Source organism: Chryseobacterium gleum, assembly GCF_900636535.1.
Classification (GTDB): domain Bacteria; phylum Bacteroidota; class Bacteroidia; order Flavobacteriales; family Weeksellaceae; genus Chryseobacterium; species Chryseobacterium gleum.
This window is the reverse complement of sequence record NZ_LR134289.1, coordinates 589,464-610,291: the sequence shown is the minus strand read 5'-3', so window position 1 is coordinate 610,291 and position 20,828 is coordinate 589,464. Positions and strand designations below refer to the sequence as shown.

The window sequence follows — 20,828 nt, the reverse complement described above, 5'->3', positions numbered from 1 at the left end:
TCAGTTTAAATCTAACCTGTGCAACTTATGTGGAGTTTAAAACAAATAATAAAATTCAGCCTTACCTAATGATAAATGGTATAAGAAGATATATCATTGTCAAAAAAACAAGAAAATATATATTGCATCGCATAACTACTAACAATAAATAATCATTTATTACTATATTAGCAATCCTAAAGAAAGTATAAAAATGAAAAAAGTTGCAGCTTTTTTGCTCACTTCCATCGCACTGCAAAATACGAGTGCCCAGAGTTTTATCCAGGCTTATAAAGACAGGGCAGATATGGTAACTCAAACCAATATTAACAACAATCTTCAGGAATTTGCAGGATTTGGGGTAAAAAGAACAGGCACAGCAGCCAATACCAATGCGCTGAACTGGCTTAAAAATAAATATGCCTCCTATGGATATACCGCAAATGATCTTTCTGAGGACACTTTCACTTATGGAAGTAATGCTTCAAAAAACCTGATCATTACCAAGACCGGAACTTTGTATCCCAACCAATACATCATTATCTGCGGGCATTATGATACAATAACAGGTCCGGGAGTAAGTGATAACGGAAGCGGTACTTCCATTATTCTTGAAGCAGCAAGGATTCTTAAAAATGTTCCTACTGAATATTCTATCAAATTCATCCATTTTTCCGGTGAAGAACAGGGACTTGTTGGGAGCAGCCATTACGTAAATAATGTGGCATACCAGTCAGGTACAAAAGTTCTGGATATCAAGCTTGTTTTAAATATTGATCAGGTAGGAGGATTGCTTGGAAATAACAACAATACAATCAACTGTGAAAGAGATGAAGGAGGAATGTCCGCCAACAATGCAGCCTCAGATGTTGCAACGCATGAGCTTATAACATGTACAAGTCTTTATTCTCCTCTTCAGACCAACCTCTCTTACACTTACAGCTCAGATTACATGCCTTTTGAAGCTAAAGGGTATACTATTACAGGGTTTTACGAAACTATCGAAAGTAATAATCAGCATACCGTAAATGATACTTTTGCCAATCTGGATCCAGTGTATGTTCTCAATGTAGGAAAAGCAGCCGTGGGAGCTTTGCAGCATTTTGCCGTTGCTTCTACAACCAATAATCTGCTCAGCACAAATGATACCTCTTTACAAAAATCAGGTGAAGCCATCAGGCTTTATCCTAATCCTGCTAAAGATCTTGTGACTGTGGAATTTGAGCAAAAAGTAAAGAAATTCAAAATTGAAGTGAATGATATGGCAGGAAACCTTGTTTTAAACCTTGAAAATCAGGAAAAAATTAATACCTCAGGATTAAAAAACGGAGCATATACCTTTACCATCAAAACTGATAAAGGAAATACAACCAAAAAAATAATCATTAATAAATAATATCATAACGGAAATTTTAGATCAGACAGTATTCAAAAGATATCCGTATTACGATTATATAATGAAGAAAATCATTACTTTTTTACTCACTTCTGCCACTTTGCAGAGCATTGAAGCACAAAGCTTCATTCAGGCTTATCAGGACAGAGCGAATATAGTGACCCAAACCAATATCACAGCCAATCTTCAGGAGTTTGCCAACCTGGGAGTTAAAACCACGGGTTCAACAGCCAATGCCAACGCACTGACATGGCTTAAAAACAAGTACCTTTCCTACGGATATTCCGCCAGCCAGATTACAGAAGATCCTTTTACAGCAGGAAGTTATAATTCTAAAAACCTGGTGATTACCAAAACAGGAACTGTATATCCCAACAAATATGTGATCATATGCGGACACTTCGACAGTATTACCGGTCTGGGAATCAATGACAACGGAAGCGGAACTTCTATCATTCTTGAAGCAGCAAGAATTTTGAAAGATGTACCTACAGAATATTCAATTAAATTCATTCATTTTTCCGGTGAAGAGCAAGGGCTTCTGGGAAGCCAGCATTATGCCAATACGGTTGCTTATCAGAACGGAACCCGTGTTCTGGATATTAAACTGGTTTTCAACCTGGATCAGGTAGGTGGAGTGATGGGCAACAATAACAATACCGTTTATTGTGATCAGGACCTTGGAGGGCTTACTTCCAATAATGCAGCTTCAGCAGCTGTAACCCAGGAACTCAGAAACTGCACGGCGCTCTACTCTCCTCTTCTGACAGCGGTGGATCCGGCTGCTGATACGGATTATATTCCTTTTGAACAAAAGGGTGAAGTGATCACAGGTTTCTTCGAAAGAATCAGAAGTACGTATCCGCATACTGTGAATGATACTTTTGCCAATACAGACCCTGTATACATTTACAATATAGGGAAAGCATCTGTTGGGGCCTTACAGCATTTTGCCGTTGCTACCGGTACTTTGGGCACTCATGAAGCCACTGTAAAAAATACATTGGAAACGGTAAAAATTTATCCCAATCCTGCAAAAGACATCATCAATATTGAACTTCCTGATTCCGGAATTAAAAATTTTACTTTTGAAATTACTGACTTTCAGGGGCGTTCCGTTTTCAAGAAAAACAATGAAACGAAAATTAATGTTTCAGGATTAGAGAATGGTGCTTACCTCGGTATTTTAAAAACCGGAGATCAAAAGGTCGTAAGGAAAGTGATGATTGAAAGATAGCAACATGACTATAAAAAATAGTAACAGAAACCTTTGAAGTAATTCAGAGGTTTTATTTTTTTTCAACACCTTGTTGAAGTATTTATAGCACATGGCCAACATTAGTATGATATTCATAATAAAATTCATGTGATTTTGATACATTAAACACTTTATTGTGATTTATTTACTACATTCGTGGTACCAAAAATAATATCATAATATGAAAAAATTAACAACACTTTTATGCACTGCATTAATGATGCAGAGTATTGCCGCACAGAGTTTTATCCAGGCTTACAAAGACAGGGCGGATATGGTTACACAAGCCAATATCACTGCAAATCTTCAGGAATTCAGCAATTTAGGCGTAAAAACCACTGGTTCGGTAGCTAACGCGAATACACTGACCTGGATCAAAAACAAATATCTTTCTTATGGTTATTCTGCCAGCCAGATTGTAGAAAGTCCTTTTACCTTTGGAAGTACAAGCTCAAAAAACCTGATCATCACCAAAACAGGAACGCTTTACCCTAACAAATATGTCATTATCTGCGGACATTTCGATACTATTTACGGTCCGGGAGTTAATGATAATGGCAGCGGAACATCTATTATCCTTGAAGCCGCAAGAATCCTGCAAAATGTTCCGACGGAATATTCCATTAAATTCATTCACTTTTCCGGTGAGGAACAGGGGTTGAGAGGAAGCTCCCATTATGTGAATAATGTCGTATACCAGGGAGGCGTGCGTAAGTTAGATATAAAACTGGTCTTCAATCTGGATCAGGTTGGCGGTGTAAAAGGAAATAACAACAATACGGTATACTGCGATGAAGATCAGGGAGGTGTTTCCAGTAATAATGCAGCTTCTGCAGCTGTTACCCAGCAGCTGAGAAACTGTACGGCGCTTTACTCTCCTCTTCAGACCGCTGTAGACCCGGCTGCTGATACTGATTATATACCTTTTGAACAGAAAGGAGAAGTAATTACAGGTTTTTTTGAGAGAATAAGAAGCAGCTATCCTCACAGCTCAAAGGATACTTTTACCAATATGGATCCTGTTTATGTGTACAATATCGGAAAGGCTACCGTAGGAGCATTGCAGCATTTTGCAAGTGCATCAACAACAATGAGTAAATCTGCTGCTAAAAATACCCTGGAAACGGCAAAAATCTATCCTAATCCGGCTCATAACGTACTCAATATTGAATTACCGGATTCTAAAGCAACGAACTTCAGTTTTGAAATCAGTAATTCTATGGGAAGATCAATGCTGAAAGTAAATAATGAAAGAAAGATTGATGTTTCCAGCCTTCAGAATGGAGTGTATGTGGGAGTTTTAAAAGTTGGTGAAGAAACTCTTGTTAAGAATATTATGATTGAAAGGTAAATATTATCAGATTCAACATAAGAAAACAGCAGGAATTTCCTGCTGTTTTTATTATTGTAATGCTATTATTTTCTGTATTTCGGACTTTATCCGTTCTGTGATCCAGTCTTGTTCTTCAGAAGCCAGGTCTCCGAGCAGATTCCCATTATTTTCATTAAAATCTGTAAGGACATCCTGTAAAAACTCATGCTGAATTTCATTAAGACGATCCAGATTGCTTTTATCAAGCGCCCCGACTTTAGAAGTTACACTTTCAAACCGGTTCTGTGTAACATAAGTTCTTAATTCTTCTGTAATAAAAGAAAGACTTTCCGCTTTTGAAGAGATATCCGGAACAATGACCATTTTTCTGCTTTATGAAACTTTTCTTCTTCATCAAATTCAGGATTTTTCAGCTTGATGACCGGGCGGTTAGACAGCAATTCCTTATCTTTTAAATTATAGGGTTTAATCACAACTCCTTCAATCAGGTTATGTTCCAGATCAGGAAGTCCAAGCTCTTTTGGAACCGGAGAATCTATTCTGGTATTGAAATTCAGAGCTTCATTGAATTTTCCTATGAATAATGGTTTTACATAGGATATCCCGAATTGTTCAAAATAAGAAGCTGCAGTTTCATAATCCATATAATTTTTCAATCCTGATTCATCAACAATGGCTATATCAAAAGCGTAAAAAAGAATATCAGGTGTATAATAAACTCCTGTCTGTACAGCTTGTACATTTTCAACGGCAGAGACTTCCGGATGCGGATAATGTCCTCCGAATAATTCTCCGTATACAATATACCTGACGCCAGACACTGCAGTTCTCAGATGCTCAAACAATGAAAGCATTCTGTCCTCCAATTCGCTGACAACAAGCTGGAACCCAAAGAAATCATCTTTCCAGTCAAGATACTCTCTTCTTTTGGCATATCTGAGTGTATCATTTTCATAAGCGAAACTGAAATTGGCACCATGGATTTTCTCAGTAACCACCCATTTCAGTTTATCCATTTTTGACAATTCACCTTCATTGAGACCGAGTTTCTTCAATGAATCAGGCATTTTTTCGTATCCGGAAAATTCAGTTAAGGCTGTATCGTTCATATTAGTTGTCAAATATATTATTTTAGCTGACAGAAACCATATACTTTGTTATGGCTTTACTTGTCTCTGTTCTGCAGGATCTCTTCAATCGCTTCCAGCGAAAATCCTTTTGCTTTCAATAAAATCAAAAAATGATACAGCAGATCGGCTGCTTCATTTTTAAAGAGATCATCATTATTATCTTTTGTTTCAATCACCAGTTCTACAGCTTCCTCTCCTACTTTTTGAGCCATTTTATTGATTCCTCTCTGATAGAGCGAATAAGTATAAGAATCTTCAGCTTTTGAATCTATTCTCTGAGCTATTTTTTCCTCCAGTTCGTACAGGAATCCTTTCGCATTCTTTTCTCCGAAACAGCTGAAACTTCCGGTGTGACAAACCACATTCTTTGGAACTGCTTTGATTAAAATGGTGTCCTGATCACAATCTATATCAATACTTTTTACCGTTAAAAAGTTACCTGATTCCTCACCTTTTGTCCAGAGTCTGTTTTTGGAACGGCTGAAAAAAGTAACAATTCCTTCTTTTTTTGTTTTCTCAAAAGCTTCTTCATTCATGTAGCCCAACATTAAAACCTGCAATGTTCTGTTGTCCTGAATGACTACCGGAACAAGCCCGTTGTCTTTATTAAAATCTATTTTCATCGTACTTCAATTTTTTGCGTTTTTAACTGTTCCTTCAATTCCTGAATCCCAATTTCATTAAAATGAAATATACTGGCTGCCAATGCACCTGTAGCTTTTGTTTCATCAAACACTTTAACAAAATCATCTGTTGTACCTGCTCCACCGGATGCAATCACAGGAATACTGATTGCTTCCGAAACCAGTCCGGTAATACGGAGATCAAAGCCATTTTTAGTACCGTCACCATCCATGGAGGTCAGCAGAATTTCTCCTGCTCCAAGAGATTCGGCTTGTTTTGCCCATTCTACTGTAGAGAGTTCTGTTGCTTCTCTTCCTCCTTTGATATGAACCAGATCCTTATCTCCTACCTGTCTTGTATCAATAGCTACCACAACGCACTGGCTTCCGAATTCTTTAGCCAGATCAGAAATAAGATCTGGATTTTTTACTGCTGAGGAATTGACACTGATTTTGTCCGCGCCTGCTTCCAAAAGCTTTCTTACATCTTTCACAGACGAAATTCCGCCTCCTACAGTGAAAGGAATACTGAGTTCTTTTGCGATGTCTTTTACCAGCTGTACAAAAGTTTTTCTATCTTCAATAGTAGCCGTAATATCCAGGAAAACAAGTTCATCAGCACCTTCCTGTTCGTATTTTTTAGCAAGCTCTACAGGATCCCCCGCATTTTTAAGATCCTCAAAATTGACTCCCTTGACTGTAGACCCGTCTTTAATATCCAGACATGGAATAATTCTTTTCTTAAGCATTTTCAATAAAATTTTGAAGTTGTGGTAAGCTTATTTTTCCCTCATAAATCGCTTTCCCGATAATTGTTCCGGCACATCCGATATCTTTCATTTTATAGACATCTGTGATGCCTGAAATGCCTCCGCTTGCTACCAGCTGAACTGATGTTTTATATAGAATCTCAATATATAAAGCTGTTGAAGGGCCTTCCAGCATACCATCCTTTGCAATATCAGTACAAATAGCGGTTTGTACTCCTTTTTCCTGATACTGAAGGATAAAATCAATGATGTCATGATCACTTTCTTTCAGCCAGCCGGAGGTTTTAATTTTTCTGTTTTCACAGTCAGCGCCCAGAATAATTTTTTCAGCGCCATACTTTTCAATCATTCCGAAACAGAATTCAGGATCCTGAACCGCAATACTTCCTAAAGTAATCTGCTTTGCTCCGGAATTAAAAGCGGTTTCAATATCTTCCTGAGTTTTTAAGCCACCTCCAAAGTCAATATGCAATGAGGTAGACCTGGCAATATTTTCCAGAACTTTCTGATTGACGATATGCTTCGATTTTGCCCCATCCAGATCTACCAAATGTAGGTACTGAATTCCAAAGCTTTCAAACTCTTTGGCCACTTCTACAGGATCTTCATTGTATATTTTCTTTGTATTGTAATCTCCTTTTGATAAACGGACACATTTCCCGTCGATAATATCAATAGCCGGAATTATTTTCATGATTATAAATTTATAAAGTTCTTAACAATCTGATTTCCTACTATTCCCGATTTTTCAGGGTGAAACTGTACTGCATAGAAATTATCTTTCTGCAAAGAAGCACTGAATGGCAGGATATAATCACATACAGAAGTGGTAAAGTCAGAAAGCTCACAATAATAGCTGTGAACGAAATAAACATCACTACTTTCTTCAATTCCTGAAAACAATGGTGAAGTCTGCCCGGAAACGGTATTCCAGCCCATATGAGGAACAATATCCTTTGAAGGAAATTTTCTGACATTGATATCAAAAATTCCCATTCCTTCCGTATTTCCTTCTTCATTTTTCCCGCACATCAGCTGCATGCCCAGGCATATTCCCAAAACCGGCTGTTTAAGGCCTGGAATCAAAAGATCAAGCTCTTTTTCTTTAAGCAGTTTCATGGTGGATGAAGCTTCTCCTACCCCTGGAAATATCACTTTATCCGCCTTTAAGATCTTTTCAGGATCATCCGTTATTATCGAGTCAACATTCAGTCTGTTGAGGGCATTCTGCACGGAATTTACGTTTCCTCCGTTGTATTTTATTATGGCAATCATACTTATAAACTTCCTTTTGTAGAAGGTAAACTGTAATTAGCATCTGACTGGTTCACTGCCATTTTAACAGCTTTTGCAAAGGCTTTAAAAATGGATTCAATTTTGTGGTGTTCGTTATCCCCTTCTGCTTTGATATTCAGATTCGATTTTGAGGAATCTGTAAATGATTTAAAGAAGTGAAAAAACATTTCCGTAGGTACATCTCCTATTTTCTCTCTCTTAAATTCAGCATCCCAAACCAGCCATGATCTTCCTCCGAAATCAATAGCTACCTGAGAAAGGCAGTCGTCCATCGGAAGCAGGAAACCATATCTTTCAATTCCTTTTTTCTTTCCTAATGCCTTTAAAATAGCTTCACCAAGAACAATTCCGGTATCTTCTATCGTGTGGTGCTCATCTACGGTAAGGTCTCCTTTTACCTTGATGGTAAGATCCATATTTCCGTGTCTCGCAATCTGGTCCAGCATGTGATCAAAAAAATGAAGTCCGGTTGAAATATCTGACTTCCCGTTGCCATCGAGATTAACTTCAATTTCAATATCAGTCTCATTGGTTTTTCTGGATACTTTCGCCTTTCTCATTCCTGATTTCAAGAACTGATAGATCTCTGACCATTTTGATGCAGACAGCTCCGCTTCACTATTTAAGTTCTGATTAAGATAAATAGCTTTAGTACCAAGATTTTTAGCAAGTTGCACGTCAGTACTTCGATCACCAATTACATAGGAATTTTCAAGGTCGTAATTGCCGTAAATATATTTTCCCAGCATTCCAATACCTGGTTTTCTGGTAGGAAGATTTTCGGATTCAAAGCTTTTATCAATTAAAATATCACTAAAAACGATTCCTTCGTTTTCAAATGCCTGCAGCATTTTTTCCTGTGGTTTTATAAAATCTTCTTCGGGAAAACTCTCCGTTCCCAATCCATCCTGATTGGTCACCATTACCAATTCGTAATCCAGTTCATTGGCAATTTTTGACAGGTTCTGAAAAACTCCTGGATAAAACTCAAGCTTTTCCAGAGAATCTACCTGAAAATCTGTAGGCGGTTCAATAATCAATGTTCCGTCGCGGTCTATAAAGAGTACTTTTTTCATTTTAGATACTTTTCAAAAGGTTAATTAATTTTTCATTTTCTTCACGGTTTCCCACATTGATCCTGATACATCCGGGAATTGCAGGATCTCTTCTGCTGGCCAAAATCTCTTCTTCAAGCATTCTTGTATACACTGAATCAACATTTTCCATTTTAATCAGAAAGAAATTGGCATCTGTTGAAAATACTTTCGAAATACATGCAATTCCATCAAATTGCTGCTTCAGCCACATTCTCTCTTCCAAAATACGGTTTACGTTTTCCTTAAGCCTGCCTTCATCTTCCAATGTCTTTAAAATCAATTCCTGGCTCAGAACATTCACGTTATAAGGTGCTTTACGGTATTGATAAGCCCGATGATTTCTTCAGAGGCATAAGCCATTCCTACCCTTGCTCCGGCAATTCCCCAGGCTTTGGAAAAGGTTTGTAGCACAATAAGGTTAGAATATTGCTCCAGCAACTCCAGACTTGATTTTTTTCCTGAAAATTCGATGTACGCTTCATCTACCACAACAATTCCGTTGAAATTCTGAAGGTAAAATTCAATATCATCCACGCTGTTTCCCGTAGGATTATTGGGCGAACATAAAAAGAAGATCTTCAGTGAAGAATCTTTCGCTGTCTCTAAGAAATTATCTTTTACAATTTCAAAATTCTCATCCAGATCCAGTTTTAAAACTTTATTTTCATTAATGGCTGCATAAAAGCCATACATCGCAAAAGACGGATTCATCATCAGAACGGCATCTTTTTTAGGCTCACAGAAAATTTTGATGATAAGGTCTATCAACTCATCGCTTCCATTTCCTATGGCGATCTGTGAAGGCAAAACGTTTTTAAGCTCCGCAAGCCTGTTTTTAAGCTTTTTCTGGGTAGAATCCGGGTAACGGTTACATTCTCCAAAAGGACTTTCATTCGCATCCAGCATGACCGGGAACTGAATTCATTTTGATCCCTGAAACTGATGTAGGGCTGTAATTGTAATATATTTTCTCTTACCAGAGTTTTGATACTGCTATTTTTCATTGTATTATTTATCTAAATCTATTGTTAAACCATTAAATCCAGGATCTTTATTTTTCAAATGGTTTTATGGTTTTCCGTTTTTCAACATTTATCATTTTAATCTTATGGACACAGCATTTTTGTGAGCAAACAAACCTTCCGCTTCAGCCATAAGCTCTATGGTTTTTCCTAAATTCTGAAGACCTTCTTTTGAAAGATGCTGGAATGTTATTTTCTTCACAAAACTATCCAATGATACTCCGCTGTAATTCTTTGCATAACCATTGGTAGGAAGCGTGTGATTGGTTCCGCTGGCATAATCTCCTGCACTCTCACAGGAATAGTTTCCAAGAAAAACCGAACCTGCGTTCTCAATCAACGGAATATATTTTTCAAAATCGGCGATAGCCAGAATAAGGTGTTCAGGAGCATAAAGATTACTGAACTCTAAAGTTTCTTCGAGAGAATTCACTAAAATAAAAGAGCTGTTTTCCAAAGCCTGAGCGGCAAATTCATTTCTTGGTAAATCTTTGATTTGCTGATTAACAGCTTCTATCGTCTCTTCAAACACTTTAAGGTCCGTAGTGATAAAAACCACCTGACTGTCACTGCCGTGTTCTGCCTGTGAAAGAAGATCTGCAGCACAAAATCCGGGCACAGCCTGCTCATCTGCGATCACAAGAACCTCACTTGGGCCGGCAGGCATATCGATGGCAACTCCATACCGTTGGGCATATTCTTTGGCCGCTACCACAAACTGATTTCCGGGACCGAAAATTTTATTGACAGCTGGAATACTTTCTGTTCCCAAAGTCATTGCTGCAACAGCCTGTGCTCCACCTGTTTTAAAAATTTCCGAAATCCCGCAAAGATTTGCCGCATACAAAATTGCCGGATTGATATTTCCGTTTTTATCCGGTGGTGTGCAAAGAACAATCTCTTTACAACCTGCAAGATTAGCAGGAACCGCGAGCATTAATACGGTAGAGAATAATGGAGCTGTTCCTCCGGGAATATAAATTCCTACTCTTTCTACTGCACGGTTTTCACGCCAGCAAACAACCCCTTTCACTGTCTCAACTTTCTGAATTTCCTGCTTTTGAGAAGCGTGAAATGTTGAAATATTTTCTTTAGCCTGTTGGATAGCCTGTTTCAGTTCATTGCTAATCTGTTTTTCTGCGTTTTCAATTTCTTCTTCGGTTATTGAAATGCTTTGAGTGTCTGCTTTATCAAATTTTTTATTGAATTCTCTTAAAGCGTTATCTCCGTTTTTTTCAACTTCTGCAAAAATGTCTGTAATACGTCCTGAAATTTCTTTCTGTTCCAAAACAGGGCGTTTTACGAGGTCTTTCCAGCTGTCTTTTGTGGGATATTGGTATATTTTCATTGTATTATTTTTAACTTTTTTAAAACCATTAAGATTCTTTTAAGTTGTTAATTTTCATTAAGATCATAGCTGAAGCTATATTATTCAGCTATCTTAATTGCTATTTTTTTGATAAACGCAAAGGCGCAATTTTTAATTCCTATATCTTTTTTAAGGCGCAAGAAAATCGAAGATTTTCAGCAAATATTTGAGTTATATTTTTTTACTTAAAGCAGCATACTAATTTTATCGCAGATAAAATCTTTGCGCCTTAAAACAGTATTGATTTCATTTTCATTGCGCCTTTGCGTTAACCAAACATTATCATTCTTCACGTTATCACCTTAATAATTAGTTAGATTCTTTATATAACCATTTTATCAATCGGGATGATTAAAATGTCCTGGGCACCATTTTCTTTAAGTTCATCAATCACTTCCCAGAAACGTTCTTCATCAATCACAGAATGAATGCTGCTCCAGCCTTCTTCTGCGAGCGGAATTACCGTCGGACTTTTCAATACCGGAAGAACTTGCGATACTTTCTGAATTTTTTCGTTGGGAACATTCATCAGAATGTATTTTGAATTTTTTGCTTTTAAAACAGCTTTGATTCTGAAGACAAATTTTTCAAGAATAGTTTCCTTTTCTGGCGACAACTGAGGCGTTTGAGCCAAAACAGCTTCCGATTTCAGTAATGTAACCGTTTCTCTTAACCCGTTTTTGAATAAAGTACTTCCCGAGCTGACAATGTCACATATTCCATCTGCAAGACCAATATTGGGAGCGATTTCCACAGAACCTGAAATAACGTGAATATCTGAAGAAATTCCTTGTTTTTCTAAAAAGTCCTTAAGGGTATTAGGATATGAAGTGGCAATTTTTTTACCCTGAAAATAAGAGAGTTCATCAGTTTCAACCTCCTTGGGAACAGCCAATGAGACACGGCATTTTGAAAAGCCCAACTTTTGGATGGTTCTGATATTTTTGCCTTTCTCAATCAGAAGATTTTCACCTACAATAGCGACATCCACCACCCCATCTTCCAGGTATTGCGGGATGTCTGAGTTGCGCAGGTACATGATTTCCATCGGAAAGTTATCTACTGAAACTTTGAGCTGGTCTTTTCCGTTGTTAACAAAGATTCCACAGTCTTTGAGAAGCTGTAAAGATTCTTCGTAAAGCCGGCCGCTTTTTTGGATTGCAATTTTTAATTTACTCATTTTGCCTTTTTTGGGTCCGAGCAAATAAAACTGATCTGTTGAAATTTCTGAGGAGAATTCAGGAAACAAAAAAACCGTCTATTTACTCAGACGGTTTTTAATTATTTTTGATTTTAGCATATACTTATATCAATCAATTCCGTCTAGCAGAGATGATGATGATAATGATGTAAAGCTAAAAATGTTGGTTTCATTGTATTGAATTATGATGCAAATGTAGGATTATTTTTTTAAATGCAAAGTTTTTTCAGATAATTTTTTGATAAAAATTCATCAGTTGACTCGCAATGGGTCTGTCATTAAATTTCTGAACAAACTCGAAACCCTTTTCTTCACGGCGTTTTCTCTCGGATTCATTTTCCCAGAGAAATTTGAGTTTGGCGCGAATATCGAGATCGTTATCCGGATTGATGTATACAGAGTCTTTTCCTCCCGCTTCCGGCAGACAGCTCGTATTGCTTATGACCACAACAGTTTTAGAAAAAAGCGCCTCAATGACAGGAATTCCGAAGCCTTCAAAGAAGCTTGGATAAACAAAGATATCGGCAATTTTATAGATTGCAGCCAGCTCATCCATGGAAACTCCTTCCAGAAACAGCACCTGCTTTTCCATGTTGTTCTTTTTCAGGAAACGTTCTATTTTCAGGTAATATCTGGTCTTTCTTCCCACCACAACCAGTGGAATTTCTGTACCGTTGATTGCTTTTACGACGTTCAAAAGGTTCTTACGATCTTCAATAGTTCCTACATTCAGTACAAACCTTTCGGGAAGCTTAAATTTCTCTTTAACAGCTTCCATCAGTTCCGGAGACTGCTGTTCTTTAAAAGCATGATGACATCCCTGATAAATAACTTCAATCTTAGTCTCAGGAACTTTTAAATATTGGATAATATCTCTTTTGGTCTGTTCTGAAATCGCAATGATTTTATCAGCTGTATCCGCCGCTTTTTTAAATTTCCAGAAATGAATCTTCCTGTCAAAAAAAGAATAATACTGAGGATATTTAACAAAAATCAGATCGTGGATCGTAACCACCTTTTTAATAGGCTTTGGATCCCATTTGAGTGGAAGTTCGCCCGATAATCCATGGAAAATATCAGCGCCTTGCTTCTGGGCATCTTTACCCATTTTAAGCTGACGAGACAGGTTTCCTTTAGAGGTTTCAATAAAGTGAACATTAGAATGTTCCAGAATCTCCTTTCCTCTCTCCGATTTGTTTTTGTTGAGCAACAGATATTCATTATCCGGTTCATACTCAGAAAGGATTCTTACAAGATCTCTCGAATAATTTCCGAGACCTGATGTATTGTGGAAAAACCGTTTGGCATCAAAGGCAATCTTCATCGTTGAATCTGTTTTTGAAATTCCTGAAATGTACCGAATGTATGTCCTTTTTGTTTCAGCCAGCTTACAAATGAATCAAATCTTTCCACCATATCTTTCCCCGAGTTTTTTACGGTAAATCCAGGAAGTTTAAAGGCTTCGTCTTTAATTTCTGCAAATTCCCACGGGTGGAAATAAATATTAAGATAATGGTCTTTTTTCAAGGTATCTGAAGACAGTTTTTTATAGAAAGACAACGGGAAATTGTGAAAGCTTAACCAAAACAGAGGAATTCTGAAATTAGGAGAAACCGAAGCCGGAACCTGCATTACATTTCCTTCCTTGAAATAGGTCCTGGAAACTTTCAAATTATTATATCTTCCCGGCAAAAATGTTGGGTTAATGGATGAATTGTATACATATCCTGCTTTTTCCACTTCTTTTTCGTCTACAGGCATCATTCTCGGCATTCTTAATCCGGTCACCTTTGTAGAAAATAATTCTTCCAGTTTTTCTCTTGATTCTTTCAGGTGTTTGTTTTCAAATTCTGAATGAAACCAGGTGTGGGAAGCCAGTTCATGACCTTCATTTAATAACCTTTCGATAAGGTGTTTGCTGTTTTCTGCAAAAACTACGGTAGAAAAAAAGGTAGCTTTTGCATTATGTTTTTTAAGGATATCAAGGATTCTCTCTAATCCTGTCTGTGAAATTGAAATCTGCTTTTCAAAGGGAATTTCACCCTTATATTCTAATGGCATATCAAATTCTTCGATGTCAAAACTCAATAAAACCATTCTAAAAATTTTTGTTTTTAATAATATAATTAGGTCTGTCTTTCACTTGTTTGAATATTTTACCTAAATAAATCCCCATGATTCCTAAGATGATGAGCTGAAGTCCTCCAAAGAAAACAATAGTCATGATCAGGGACGCCCAACCTGAAATCTCCGTTTTGGCAATAAATGAATGAATTACGTAGGCTCCATATCCGATTACTGAAAGTGCTGAGAATAAAAATCCCAGGTAAGCTGCCAGATAAAGAGGCTTCACGCTGAAAGCCGTAATTCCGGTGAAAGCAAAAGTAAACATCTTTTTGATATTGTAACTGCTTTTTCCTGAAAGTCTTTCTGCTGCGGTAAAGTCAATCCCAGTTTGTCTAAAACCCATCCAGCTCGTTAATCCTCTGAGGAACAGATCATCTTCATTAAAGTTTCTCATAACTTCAACTGCACTTGCATCCAGCAATCTGAAGTCCGAGCCGCCACCTTTCGTTAAGTTTACATCTGAAAGACTTGATAAAAGCTTGTAAAACAAGTCTGATGTTTTTCTTTTAAAAAAGGATATTTCTTTAGGATAAGTCCTGAAAGTAAAAACTACATCATAGCCTTCCTCCCATTTCTTAATCATTTCCGGGATAAGCTCCGGCGGGTGCTGAAGATCTCCGTCCATTGAAATGACTGCGTTTCCGTAGGCATTGTCCATTCCGGCTTTTACAGCCGGCTGGTGGCCGAAGTTACGGGAAAACTCAATGAATTTTACTTCGTCATACTGATTGGAAAGTTCTTCTAATTTCTGTTGTGTATTATCTCTGCTGCCATCATTCACAAATATGATTTCAAAGTCATAATTACTTAAGCCATCAAAAACTTCTTTGATTTTCTGATGGATCATCGCTACATTTCCTTCTTCGTTATAGGCAGGAATTACAATTGAAATTTTCTTCATATGTATTAATTCAGGCTGTAATTTTTCTCAAAATCTTTAGTCAGAAGTTCATAAGTTACTCTCAACCAGATTACAATACAAGGTACGGCTTTTAATGAATATTTAATGATATAATTCTCTTTTACAAATTTCGGGAAAAGATCCGAAGTTGAAAAACATGTAAAAATAATGACAAAAACAAGGAGTCCTATGATCAGTGGTGTTCTTTCTTTCTGAAGGAAAAACCAGATTAAAACGCCCACAACAGCAATAATGTATGTTGGAGATTCTGAACTGGAGCTGAACAGTACTAAAAACAGTAATGTTGACGCTAAGATCATCAATTGGAAAGCATAATGCTTATATTGCTTAATTCTGATATAAGGTAAAGCAAAAAGCGGCAATCCGCCTGCTAAAAACACAAGATTGGAAATGGAGGCATCACCTAAAATTCTTCTTACAAATCCCATTAAAGAAATGTCCTGCATATTTCCCAACACCTGATTTTCATTATTTTTTTCTACAATAGACTGGAACCAGTCCGAGTAGCACTGAATCACAAACTGCGGACTTGAATACGCCATTGGAAGGACAAAAAATAATACGGCAATGGCTACTCCTGAAAGAATAAATTTGGTTTTGTTTTTAATGAAGAAAAACTGTGTTAATCCGACAATTCCATAGATTTTCACAAATACCCCAATTAAAATTGCGGTTACAGATTTTACTTCTTTTCTTTCGTAAATATATACTGCAGACAACAGCAAAAGACCCGTCAATGCCACATTGAACTGCAGACTTAAAGCAGCAGTAATGTATTCCTGAAGACAAAGCAATCCGAAAATGGCTTTTTTACTGTCTGAAAACGGCAGTTTGTAAATACCATAAATAAAGATAAAAGTATTGGCAATATTCCATAATGAGATCCCCAGCCAATCCGGCATCATCGCGAACGGTGCAATCAATGCACTGAAAAACACTCCGTAATGATTCAGATCAAAATAAAGATCTGGATAATGGATAAATAAGTTTTTCTGATGTATCGTATTAAAGAATACATTTTTAAAAATCAGATAATTATTGATCGCATAATCTCCTCTCAGATATTTGGAAATTGCGGTAACAACGGATATAATAAGATAAACCCCAAATATATATTTAGGGTTTAATAGTATTTTAAGAAATTTTTCTTTCAAGATTGTGGTATTAGCTTAAAAAATTAATCTTAAACAGCTACATTATTGTCTCTCAATGCGTCATTCAGAGATGTTTTCTTGTCTGTAGATTCTTTTCTCTGACCAATGATCAAAGCACATGGAACCTGATATTCTCCAGCCGGATACTGTTTGGTATAGCTTCCCGGAATTACTACTGAACGTGCAGGAACTCTTCCTTTGATTTCAACAGGTGTATCTCCTGTAACGTCGATAATTTTTGTAGAAGCAGTTAATACTACATTAGCACCCAATACGGCTTCTTTTTCTACGTGAACTCCTTCTACAACGATACATCTTGAACCGATAAAGCAGTCGTCTTCAATGATTACCGGTGCAGCCTGTAACGGTTCCAATACTCCACCGATACCTACACCTCCACTCAGGTGAACGTTTTTACCGATCTGTGCACAGCTTCCTACTGTTGCCCATGTATCTACCATTGTCCCTGAATCTACATACGCACCAATATTTACATAAGAAGGCATCATAATCACTCCGGGAGCAATATAAGCTCCTTCTCTGGCAACTGCATGCGGTACAACTCTTACTCCTTTTTCAGCATAATTTCTCTTTAAAGGCATCTTGTCATGAAATTCAAACGGACCTACTTCAATAGTTTCCATTTTCTGGATCGGAAAATACATCACCACGGCTTTTTTCACCCATTCATTTACCTGCCATCCGTTTTCAGTAGGCTCTGCTGTACGAAGTTCACCTTTATCAACCAAAGAAATAACCTCTCTGATTGCCTTCTGGCTGTCTTCATTCTGCAATAAATCTCTGTTGTCCCAGATATTTTCAATAGTTTGTTGTAACGACATGTTTCTTATTTAAAATTATACCGGCCAAAGATACAAAAAAGTTCAGCAAAACGGTTTTTAACATTACGGTTTTAATAAAGGTTCAGCATTCGCTTCACCCTCTTTTTATAGGCCGTATAGATTTCTCCGTGTTCTTTCTGCAGATATTCTTCTTCAAGGCGTATCTGGATCTGCATTAACATCCCTCCAATGATGAGAAAAGAAAAAGCAATAACCGTAGGCACAACAAGGAAAAATCCAAACAGGCTCATTGTCATTCCCAAAAAAATGGGATTTCTTGAAAATCTGAATAAACCTCGGGTAACGAGGTCTGTTTTTGTTGTACTGTCGATTCCGATCCGCCATGAGTTTTTCATTTGCAGCTGGGCTGTAATCACCCAAATCAAAGCCAAAATCATGATAGCAAGTCCTGAATATTTGACTGCATCAGGTTCCGGAATATTGATTTTAAAAGCTGAAAAAATGTCCTCCGGAAAGAGTAATAAAAGCATCGTGTAGATAAACAGAGCCGACAAAATCAGCTTAAAGTAGAATCCCACAAGGCCGTATGCGGAATCATCTTTAGGAAGAACGTCAGGATTTTTGCCGATCTGTTTTGCAACTTTATAACTTATCCCCACAAAGGAAACTGTAAAGAAAAGAATGAAGTAAAAAGGAATAAAGAATCTGATGAAATCTGTCATATGATTATAGTTTCTGACAAATTTCATGAGTTTTTGGATGCAATGCTATTGCAATGACAAGGAGCTTTAGTTTAAGCAACAGAATTCTCCTCCGGCGAGGGTGACGAAAATTCGGAGAATTTTTGACAGGTTGGTTTCTAAGAATATAGTTATACGTTTTAGCTAAAGCCAGTTGATTGTTTTATTTATATTAAACGGGCTAAAGCCCGTCCCTATTGAATTGTTGTTCCGGAAATTCAATATCCTACATCTTAAACAATACTTTAGAGAACTCTTTGTGCATGAAGATAGGCCTTATTCCAGTATTTCTCGTTCAGGGATGAAATAATGACTCCTTTTGAAGTGGAAGCATGGATGAATTTCACTTCCCCGTCAGGACCAATATCGTGAACTATTCCAACATGAGAAACCCTGCTTCCTCCGGCTGTTGCAAAAAATAAAAGATCCCCGGGTTTTACATCTTTGATATCAATATTCTTTCCGGCTTCGGCCTGATCAGAAGATCTTCTCGGAAGGCTGAAATCATTTTCTTCAAATACTTTTACCGTAAACCCGGAACAGTCAAATCCAGACGATGAATTTCCTCCAAATTTATAAGGCGTTCCCAGATATTTTTCAGCATCTTTCAGAATATCATTAATTGATCTGGAAACACTGCCATTAAATTTTGAATCAAGTTTTCTGAGATTTTCAGATTTAACAACCGTTTTGGTATTCGATTTTTTGCTGGCAGAAACACTTTTCGAAGAGCCGCAGGAAACTGCAAAAACAGATGCAATCAATAAAACAGGCCACTGTTTTATTTTCATTTTTGTTTCAAATAATGCCGGTCCCATATCCTTCTGATTTATACTTGTTTAACAAATTTTATACAAATATACATTTTATATTTAAATTATGCTAAAACTATACTACAACTATATTATAAATATATGTTAAAATTTTGTATTCATTTATTTATTGGTATATTTGAACCTATTTTAAAGATATGGCAACATATGAAAGTCTGATCAAGATCACAGGAGCAGTTGGCGACCTGGTATTTTATAACCTGAACGGGAAAAATGTGGTTCGGAAGAAAAGTGGTTTTAATAAGAACGCTTTTAAAAAGAGCCCGACCTATGAAAAGGTAAGACAAAACAGTTCGGAATTCGGGCATTGTTCCAAAATCGGAAAGATCATCCGGAACAGTTTGGAAAAGTATATCAAAGAAGCAGGTGATCCCCTCCTCTACCAGAAGTTTGCCAAGGTAATGACAGCCATTAAAGATTTTGACAAGGTTTCTGAAAGAGGAAAAAGAACAGTTACAGATGGGTTAAAAACTGTAGATGGGAAAATACTTTTGAAGGAGTTTCAATTTGGTGTGATTCCTAATGTTTCAGATTGTATCAGAATTCAGGATCATGTTATATACAAGAATGCGGACTGCACCGCAGATGAATGTGTCATATTGACTTTAAAAATAGATTCTGAAAACTACATTACGGAAAGTCATGAAGAAATAATCAGCTGGAAACGGCAAGAGGAAAAGACTTTTAAGCAGTATTTTTCCGGGGAAGAAGTTCTACTCTATTTTGTAGTCCTAAAGAATAAAAATAATAAAATTACCCATATGGGATTTGTTTAAATAAAAAAAGTCTGCAGAATCTACTGCAGACTTTCTTTTTTATTTCTTTTCTCCTTTCCAGGTTCCCGATTTTGCAGGTGTTGGAAGTGAGTTTAACCAGTTTCCGTTTCCTTTTTTATCTGTGGATAATGTTCCTTTGAATTCTCCCTTCGAAGGAAGTCCTACCGTTGCGTTCAGATCTCCTGTTTCACTTAAATTCCCGGAAATGTTGTAGTTTTCATTATTAACATCGGAATGCATTGTTCCTACCACTTTACCGCTCTCGTCTACCACAAAGTTCCAGACTCCTTTATCGCTTCCTTCATAAGAACCAGACCATGTTCCTACATAATCAAAGATCGTATCATCATCTGAGCTGCAACCGATAAATAAAAACGCCGTTAATAAAAGTAAAAAAAGTTTCTTCATAGTTTCAGTAGTTTTATAACCTAAAATCCTGTTATTCCTGTACACTTTCCTTCTAAAAATCCAGTCACAGAGAATATTGTTTAATATTTATTATTTTTTTGTTTCGTGCAAATCTACTAATTTTTTCCTTCAGATTATCTGAATTTTAATCAGCAACCAATATGTTTGTTAAAAAACGATATATTTCGGCTAAAATACAAATATTTTTCAAACAATTACGAGTGTAAATAATTTGAGTTATTAAAAAATATCATCGGAAATTTCAGAATAATGAAATTCAATAGTTTTTAATTACCCAATAAAATTTTAAATGATTTATATTTCAGCTTTTAAAGATATTTCTTAAATTAGTGAAAAATTTAGCTTTCAGATATATTATGAAAATAAAATTTTCCCTTTGATATCATTGGATTTTATGGCAATTTAATAGCACAGGTTGAGATCAGTACTTCTGTTTTCTTATAAAGGGATGCTGAAGATCTCATCATGTTAACAGGATCTTCAAATGCTGTTGCCAGGCAGGCCACTGAAGTATAAAAGTAGAGTCTGTAAAGCGGATCATGGTACCTTGTGCACCTTGTCAATTCACCG

General features: G+C 36.8%; 21 protein-coding genes and 1 pseudogene. 4 read left to right on the top strand and 18 right to left on the bottom strand.

The genetic code is table 11. The features are described 5' to 3' along the window. The first annotated feature begins 193 nt into the window (after nucleotides 1–193). From EL165_RS02750 to EL165_RS02740, 3 genes are all read left to right on the top strand, one after another. Complete coding sequence (locus EL165_RS02750; protein ID WP_002979660.1) at nucleotides 194–1,375, top strand: M28 family peptidase; 1,182 nt, start codon at nucleotides 194–196, stop codon at nucleotides 1,373–1,375. A gap of 61 nt (nucleotides 1,376–1,436) precedes the next feature. Then, nucleotides 1,437–2,612 (top strand): M28 family peptidase, encoded by a 1,176-nt coding sequence (locus EL165_RS02745; protein WP_002979662.1) that lies wholly within the window; start codon nucleotides 1,437–1,439, stop codon nucleotides 2,610–2,612. Nucleotides 2,613–2,814: 202 nt separating this feature from the next. After that, on the top strand, nucleotides 2,815–3,984 hold the full coding sequence (locus tag EL165_RS02740; protein WP_002979664.1) for a M28 family peptidase: 1,170 nt from the start codon (nucleotides 2,815–2,817) through the stop codon (nucleotides 3,982–3,984). Between the two features lie 51 nt (nucleotides 3,985–4,035). On the opposite strand, the gene EL165_RS26065 is transcribed toward EL165_RS02740, so the two are convergent. The 17 genes and pseudogenes from EL165_RS26065 to EL165_RS02660 form a co-directional block, all read right to left on the bottom strand. Next, nucleotides 4,036–4,329, bottom strand: coding sequence for a hypothetical protein (locus tag EL165_RS26065; protein ID WP_198418450.1), 294 nt, complete (start codon nucleotides 4,327–4,329; stop codon nucleotides 4,036–4,038). Next, nucleotides 4,266–5,087, bottom strand: coding sequence for an RNA ligase family protein (locus EL165_RS02735; protein WP_198418449.1), 822 nt, complete (start codon nucleotides 5,085–5,087; stop codon nucleotides 4,266–4,268). The genes EL165_RS26065 and EL165_RS02735 overlap by 64 nt, the downstream gene beginning before the upstream one ends. 44 nt (nucleotides 5,088–5,131) lie before the next feature. Beyond that, nucleotides 5,132–5,719, bottom strand: a complete 588-nt coding sequence (gene hisIE / locus EL165_RS02730; protein ID WP_002979668.1) for a bifunctional phosphoribosyl-AMP cyclohydrolase/phosphoribosyl-ATP diphosphatase HisIE — start codon at nucleotides 5,717–5,719, stop codon at nucleotides 5,132–5,134. Continuing rightward, nucleotides 5,716–6,468: an imidazole glycerol phosphate synthase subunit HisF gene (hisF, locus tag EL165_RS02725; protein ID WP_002979671.1), complete on the bottom strand. Its 753-nt coding sequence runs from the start codon at nucleotides 6,466–6,468 to the stop codon at nucleotides 5,716–5,718. Before hisF ends, hisIE begins: the two co-directional genes overlap by 4 nt. Further along, complete coding sequence (gene hisA, locus EL165_RS02720) at nucleotides 6,461–7,183, bottom strand: 1-(5-phosphoribosyl)-5-[(5-phosphoribosylamino)methylideneamino]imidazole-4-carboxamide isomerase (RefSeq protein ID WP_002979673.1); 723 nt, start codon at nucleotides 7,181–7,183, stop codon at nucleotides 6,461–6,463. The genes hisF and hisA overlap by 8 nt, the downstream gene beginning before the upstream one ends. A 2-nt stretch (nucleotides 7,184–7,185) precedes the next feature. Next, a complete protein-coding gene (gene hisH / locus EL165_RS02715; protein ID WP_002979675.1) occupies nucleotides 7,186–7,764 on the bottom strand; it encodes an imidazole glycerol phosphate synthase subunit HisH in 579 nt (192 codons plus the stop codon). A 2-nt stretch (nucleotides 7,765–7,766) separates the two neighbouring features. Further along, complete coding sequence (gene hisB, locus EL165_RS02710; RefSeq protein WP_002979677.1) at nucleotides 7,767–8,861, bottom strand: bifunctional histidinol-phosphatase/imidazoleglycerol-phosphate dehydratase HisB; 1,095 nt, start codon at nucleotides 8,859–8,861, stop codon at nucleotides 7,767–7,769. Nucleotide 8,862: 1 nt separating this feature from the next. Next, nucleotides 8,863–9,788, bottom strand: a pseudogene (gene hisC / locus EL165_RS26160) (histidinol-phosphate transaminase). 189 nt (nucleotides 9,789–9,977) lie between these two features. After that, the gene (gene hisD / locus EL165_RS02700; protein WP_002979682.1) at nucleotides 9,978–11,252 is read right to left on the bottom strand and encodes a histidinol dehydrogenase; all 1,275 of its coding nucleotides are present in this window, start codon (nucleotides 11,250–11,252) and stop codon (nucleotides 9,978–9,980) included. A gap of 343 nt (nucleotides 11,253–11,595) precedes the next feature. Next, on the bottom strand, nucleotides 11,596–12,453 hold the full coding sequence (hisG, locus tag EL165_RS02695; RefSeq protein ID WP_041461785.1) for an ATP phosphoribosyltransferase: 858 nt from the start codon (nucleotides 12,451–12,453) through the stop codon (nucleotides 11,596–11,598). A gap of 247 nt (nucleotides 12,454–12,700) precedes the next feature. Next, a complete protein-coding gene (locus EL165_RS02690) occupies nucleotides 12,701–13,798 on the bottom strand; it encodes a glycosyltransferase family 4 protein (RefSeq protein ID WP_002979687.1) in 1,098 nt (365 codons plus the stop codon). Beyond that, nucleotides 13,795–14,571 carry a polysaccharide deacetylase family protein gene (locus EL165_RS02685; RefSeq protein WP_002979689.1) on the bottom strand — a complete coding sequence of 259 codons (777 nt, stop codon included), beginning with the start codon at nucleotides 14,569–14,571 and terminating at the stop codon, nucleotides 13,795–13,797. Before EL165_RS02685 ends, EL165_RS02690 begins: the two co-directional genes overlap by 4 nt. Nucleotide 14,572: 1 nt before the next feature. After that, nucleotides 14,573–15,502 carry a glycosyltransferase family 2 protein gene (locus tag EL165_RS02680; RefSeq protein ID WP_002979691.1) on the bottom strand — a complete coding sequence of 310 codons (930 nt, stop codon included), beginning with the start codon at nucleotides 15,500–15,502 and terminating at the stop codon, nucleotides 14,573–14,575. Nucleotides 15,503–15,507: 5 nt separating this feature from the next. Then, nucleotides 15,508–16,677: a glycosyltransferase family 87 protein gene (locus tag EL165_RS02675; RefSeq protein ID WP_002979692.1), complete on the bottom strand. Its 1,170-nt coding sequence runs from the start codon at nucleotides 16,675–16,677 to the stop codon at nucleotides 15,508–15,510. Between the two features lie 29 nt (nucleotides 16,678–16,706). Continuing rightward, nucleotides 16,707–17,519, bottom strand: a complete 813-nt coding sequence (locus tag EL165_RS02670; RefSeq protein WP_002979694.1) for a 2,3,4,5-tetrahydropyridine-2,6-dicarboxylate N-succinyltransferase — start codon at nucleotides 17,517–17,519, stop codon at nucleotides 16,707–16,709. Between the two features lie 71 nt (nucleotides 17,520–17,590). Beyond that, complete coding sequence (locus EL165_RS02665; RefSeq protein ID WP_002979695.1) at nucleotides 17,591–18,229, bottom strand: methyltransferase family protein; 639 nt, start codon at nucleotides 18,227–18,229, stop codon at nucleotides 17,591–17,593. 236 nt (nucleotides 18,230–18,465) lie between these two features. Then, the gene (locus tag EL165_RS02660; protein ID WP_228370529.1) at nucleotides 18,466–19,011 is read right to left on the bottom strand and encodes a C40 family peptidase; all 546 of its coding nucleotides are present in this window, start codon (nucleotides 19,009–19,011) and stop codon (nucleotides 18,466–18,468) included. A 179-nt stretch (nucleotides 19,012–19,190) separates the two neighbouring features. Between EL165_RS02660 and EL165_RS02655 the strand changes: the two genes are divergently transcribed. Continuing rightward, nucleotides 19,191–19,829: a hypothetical protein gene (locus tag EL165_RS02655; RefSeq protein ID WP_002979698.1), complete on the top strand. Its 639-nt coding sequence runs from the start codon at nucleotides 19,191–19,193 to the stop codon at nucleotides 19,827–19,829. Nucleotides 19,830–19,868: 39 nt separating this feature from the next. Here the strand turns inward: EL165_RS02655 and EL165_RS02650 are convergent, their stop codons facing one another. Next, nucleotides 19,869–20,237, bottom strand: coding sequence for a hypothetical protein (locus tag EL165_RS02650; RefSeq protein WP_002979700.1), 369 nt, complete (start codon nucleotides 20,235–20,237; stop codon nucleotides 19,869–19,871). Nucleotides 20,238–20,828 lie beyond the last annotated feature (591 nt).